The sequence below is a fragment of the Synechococcus sp. H55.9 genome, assembly GCF_047462355.1.
GTDB lineage: Bacteria > Cyanobacteriota > Cyanobacteriia > Thermostichales > Thermostichaceae > Thermostichus.
The window spans coordinates 10,273-12,340 of the sequence record NZ_JANSJB010000041.1 but is presented as its reverse complement, the minus strand read 5'-3'; the positions used below and the strand labels follow the sequence as shown (position 1 = coordinate 12,340).

General features: G+C 58.9%; 2 protein-coding genes. Both read right to left on the bottom strand.

Features of this window, described 5'->3' with window-relative positions; genetic code table 11:
* On the bottom strand, nt 1-393 hold a 393-nt coding region (locus NW857_RS07065; protein WP_414368454.1), incomplete at its 3' end, for an AbrB family transcriptional regulator.
* 377 nt (nt 394-770) lie between these two features.
* On the bottom strand, nt 771-2,068 hold a 1,298-nt coding region (locus NW857_RS07060; protein ID WP_414368453.1), incomplete at its 5' end, for an HAD-IC family P-type ATPase.

Here is a 2,068-nt window from a genome sequence, read left to right as displayed (position 1 = left end):
TGAGGTTGAGTCCTCCATCACCTGGCCGTTTAACACTTGCTTGAGGTGAATGTGCTTGTAGCCCAACTGAATCTCAAACTCATCGCCGGGCTTGAGATTCATCTTTTCGGTGTAGGCGGACCCGATGATGAGCTGCCCATTTTTGTGAACGCTGACGCGAAAGGTGGGCTCGCGACCGCGCTTGTCGCGGCTGGAACCTGGGCTGAGGCTCAGACCTTTTGCCTCCAGCACCGCGTCATAAAACTCATTTAAGTTGACGCGGAGCTTGTTGTTCTTGGTCACGGTCACGTAGCCGCAGCGCTTTGCCGTTTCCCGGCGCGGAAGATGCCCCAGCGCTTCGACCTTCTGAAGGAGAGCCTTCCCGGTTAAAGGTTGTGGTGGTATATCTGACATTTTTTAATGTCCTACATCCTTCCCCTAAGATCATAGCCTTATGATGTACTCCTGCAACCAAAAGTTTGAGGCTTTTCTTTCTCATTCGTCGAGCGCCCCAATCTCTGAGCACAGCTTCTGTGACTTCCGGTAGAAAATGAGCACGATTTCCCACTGCAGAGATCGGCGCGGCGGCTCTTATTGTCTTGCAAAAATGGGTCGGAAAGATGGCCAAGAGCAGCATGCCATCAGACCTAGCTTGGTGGGCCTTTTCAGCTCCTGGGGGAGGTCGGCAACATCCAGGCAAAGGGTTATTTCAAACCCAACTCAGATACTCCTCAGGCGCTCCACGCCGCCGACGCGCCCTTTCAGATGGGGGTGCGAGTTGCCAATGCGGCTCACTCGGGATCCACTCGATTGGCCACCGCTGAGACCACGATCATCGGCAGGCTGACCAGCAGACAGAAGCCCCACTGATCCCAAGACAAAGGTGCCGTGTCGAAAATGATGTTCATCACGCCCCACTGGCTGAAGAGGATCTGCAGCAGGATGGCCGCCCCAATGCCGATGCCAACAGCCGCCGTATCCATCAGGCGTTCGTGGTGGTCCAACTGGCTGGCCCGTCCGCGGCCCAACAGGGTGGGAATGGCTTGGCTGAGGCTGAGCAAGTAGAAAATACGCCCGATCACCAGCGCCTGAATGGCCATGCTGCGGGCCAGGTCGATATTGCCGGTGGTTTGTTCAATGTACTCAAAAACCCCGAAGATCAAGATCCAGTTGAAGACCGACACCAGCAGGATGCGCTGCAGCAGCCGAGGAGAAAGCAAGTTGGCATCGGGATCCCGCGGCGGCTGGGTCATCTCCCGCCCCGTGCTGGGCTCGAAGGAGAGGGGCACCGTCATGGTGATGGAGTTGATCATGTTCAGCCACAGCACTTGAACGGCCAAAATGGGCAGCTCCCGGTTGAGGAGGACGCTGAGGAGAATGGTCATCGACTCCCCCCCGTTCACCGGCAGGATGAAGGCAATGGCCTTGAGCAGGTTGTTGTAAACGGTGCGCCCCTCTTCGACGGCGGCCTCGATGGAGGCGAAATTGTCGTCGGTCAAGATCATGTCGGCGGCGGCTTTGGCCACTTCCGTGCCGCCCCTCCCCATGGCAATGCCCACATCTGCCTGCTTCAAGGCCGGGGCGTCGTTGACCCCATCGCCGGTCATGGCTACGATCTGACCCCGCGACTGCAGAGCTTCCACCAGGCGCAGCTTTTGCTCCGGCACCACCCGCGCAAAGACGGATCCCTGGTTGGCGGCGGTTACAAACTCCTCTGGGCCAAGCTGCTCCAGATCCCGACCGCTGTAGGCTTTTACCGGTTTGCCGCCGCCCAGGCCCATCTGCTCAGCAATGGCTTGGGCCGTGAGCACATGGTCGCCGGTGATCATCTTGACTTGGATCCCGGCAGTCTGGCAGGAGCGTACGGCGGCAATGGCCTCCGGCCGCGGCGGGTCAATCATCCCCTGCAAGCCCAAGAAAATCAGCCCTTCCTGCAGATCTGAGTGATCCACCTGCGTTTGGCTAGGGGGTACGGCTTTTTGGGCAAAGGCCAGAACCCGCAGCCCCTGCCGCGCCAAGGCCTCCACCTGCTGGCGAATCCGCTCTGCTTCCAAGGGCTGGATCTCCCCCTGGGATCCCATCTGGCTGC